This window comes from Candidatus Symbiopectobacterium sp., assembly GCF_020054415.1.
Lineage (GTDB): Bacteria > Pseudomonadota > Gammaproteobacteria > Enterobacterales > Enterobacteriaceae > Symbiopectobacterium.
The window spans coordinates 1-1,935 of record NZ_JAHWCO010000390.1; the positions used below are offsets into that span (position 1 = coordinate 1).

General features: G+C 49.9%; 3 protein-coding genes and 2 pseudogenes. 3 read left to right on the forward strand and 2 right to left on the reverse strand.

Going from position 1 to position 1,935, the window contains the following annotated elements; genetic code table 11:
- Positions 1-84, forward strand: a pseudogene (locus QZ506_RS11590) (lipoprotein); the annotation flags it as partial.
- Here QZ506_RS11590 and QZ506_RS11595 read toward each other — a convergent pair.
- Both QZ506_RS11595 and QZ506_RS11600 read right to left on the reverse strand, forming a co-directional pair.
- Positions 52-288: an IS1 family transposase gene (locus tag QZ506_RS11595; protein ID WP_291971218.1), complete on the reverse strand. Its 237-nt coding sequence runs from the start codon at positions 286-288 to the stop codon at positions 52-54. The pseudogene QZ506_RS11590 and the gene QZ506_RS11595 sit on opposite strands and share 33 nt — an antisense overlap.
- Positions 248-352, reverse strand: a pseudogene (locus tag QZ506_RS11600) (IS1 family transposase); the annotation flags it as partial. The gene QZ506_RS11595 and the pseudogene QZ506_RS11600, both read right to left, overlap by 41 nt.
- Positions 353-465: 113 nt before the next feature.
- On the opposite strand from QZ506_RS11600, the gene QZ506_RS11605 reads away from it, so the two are divergent.
- Together QZ506_RS11605 and QZ506_RS11610 are read left to right on the forward strand one after the other, a co-directional pair.
- Complete coding sequence (locus QZ506_RS11605) at positions 466-975, forward strand: HupE/UreJ family protein (RefSeq protein ID WP_291971220.1); 510 nt, start codon at positions 466-468, stop codon at positions 973-975.
- A gap of 209 nt (positions 976-1,184) precedes the next feature.
- The gene (locus tag QZ506_RS11610) at positions 1,185-1,784 is read left to right on the forward strand and encodes a hypothetical protein (protein WP_291971222.1); all 600 of its coding nucleotides are present in this window, start codon (positions 1,185-1,187) and stop codon (positions 1,782-1,784) included.
- The last annotated feature ends 151 nt before the right edge of the window (positions 1,785-1,935 follow it).

A 1,935-nucleotide genomic window follows, 5' to 3' on the forward strand; every position in this document is an offset into this window, starting at 1 on the left:
CAGGTGGGTGAAGCCATGGCCATGGTCAAAGCGCTTAACCGGATCACGCTATTAGGAATGCCGAACAGTATTCGCATCACGTAACAATCGACCCGTATGGGGCGCAGTCGTCACAAGTTCTGATTTATTCAACAAAGCCTTACGCAGTGTCAGATGTACACACTCAATACGCTGTGTATACAGCTTGCTAACAATGTTTTTTACTTTTGGAAGTTCGTCGTTGTAAGCCCTGTAGCCATCCGTGTTTGCATGACTGACGACGGTAACGCTGATAGCCACTTTTGCCATAACCGTGTTTTTTCACAGGATATGTCTGTTCACAAAACGGGCATCTTACATCAACTTTAGCCACTGTATTCCACATCAAAAACCGGACATTTCACACTGCAATCAACATATTGAATACACGACCGGTAAAACGGTTGTGTTGCTATTTGTCTTTCCAACCTGTTAATGGAATTGAAAATGAATAACCCAATGAAGGTACTGTTTACTGCTGCTTTATTTGCCTTGCACGTTGCTGCCTTTGCCCATATCGGGGCGGATGATGGCGCCCACCATGTTACTGGCTTTGTGCAAGGGTTTATCCACCCTCTTATCGGCCTCGATCACTTGTTTGCCATGACGCTGCTCGGTGTGTGGAGCTCCATGAATACCCAAAAATGGTGGCTGGCACCGATCTCCTTTGCCAGCCTCCTGCTGGTGGGCGCACTGATTGGGATGGCGGGGCTGGTTGTGCCAGCGACCGAACATATTTCTGCTGCCTCGCTGCTGGTTCTGGGGCTGATGGTGGCGATGCAACTGAAACTGTCAACCGCCACCGGCGCTGTGCTGGTTGGCTCTTTTGCCCTGTTTCATGGGCTGGCGTTAGGCTACGCCATGCTGGCGGCGAAACGCAGCGTGTGGTGGCCGCGCGTTATTGGCGCGGGCTCTGCGCTGCTTGGCGTAGGGTTGTTGAGTGGCTTCTTTGCCTGAGTGTTTTTCTTGATGACGGCTCAGATTCCCACCGTCTGATGCGGTGGGATATCGGATTTTACAACACGGGCTAACCCAGTGACTGTTATGGTGTAATTCACTGAATTTCAAATAATATAACCATGTTGCCAGCAGTGACTTCCGAATCTATCGCTCTGTTAGCCCTTTATTCCCGCGATCGGCAGCACGCTGCCTTGACGCCCGCCTCAGTGATGAATCAAACCCACCTCAGGCCGCATGGACACTTAGTTTATCGTTTTCAGGATCGGTTTTTCTGGTGTGAGCATGATGATGTTTCCTCGCTACGTAGTCGGGTGAGTTATATCAATACGCTGATTAATCATATCCGGCAGACGATACACAACCGGGCTCAACCGCTGACGCTGATTTCGCTTGGCGCAGTTGGGTTGCTGATGGATTCCTTTATTCATGTGCAGTTGCAAGGCAATGGGTATCAGGACATCAACTGGCGGGTGATCGATGTAGAATACGGACCAGATGGAACTCAACGCTGTCTTTCACACCGCGATAGTCTTGATGCCTTTATCGCGTTAACGAAGGAAAAACTGGCTGTTTACGGTTCGGACCAACGCTATTTTAATACTTTTATGGATGGGAACGGTGCAACGAATGACAGAGGCCGCGGTGCTACCGTGCTGCTGGGCATTGATCCGCCTACTTCATCGTCACAGGCTTTAGGCATGGCGTGCTTCGATCCGCAAAGCATGTCGGTCAAGGGTCGCACCGTTGAGGATATCACCGACGCCAATCGTCTCTATTTGATCGCCTGCGACCCTGAATTGTATTAGTCGCAACTAGATCTGACACTGGACCTTGAAAGGTTGAGAGTTACCGGTTTTGATATGGGTGTCTGATCCTTAAACAAAACGCGAGGTAACTCTCATGCTTCATACTAACAATCCCATTATCAAACACAAAGCCGGCCTGCTCAATCTCGCC

Excerpts from the sequence above, each read along its gene's own strand:
- QZ506_RS11595 (WP_291971218.1), bottom strand. The coding sequence starts at position 288 with ATGGCAAAAGTGGCTATCAGCGTTACCGTCGTCAGTCATGCAAACACG.
- QZ506_RS11605 (WP_291971220.1), top strand. The coding sequence starts at position 466 with ATGAATAACCCAATGAAGGTACTGTTTACTGCTGCTTTATTTGCCTTG.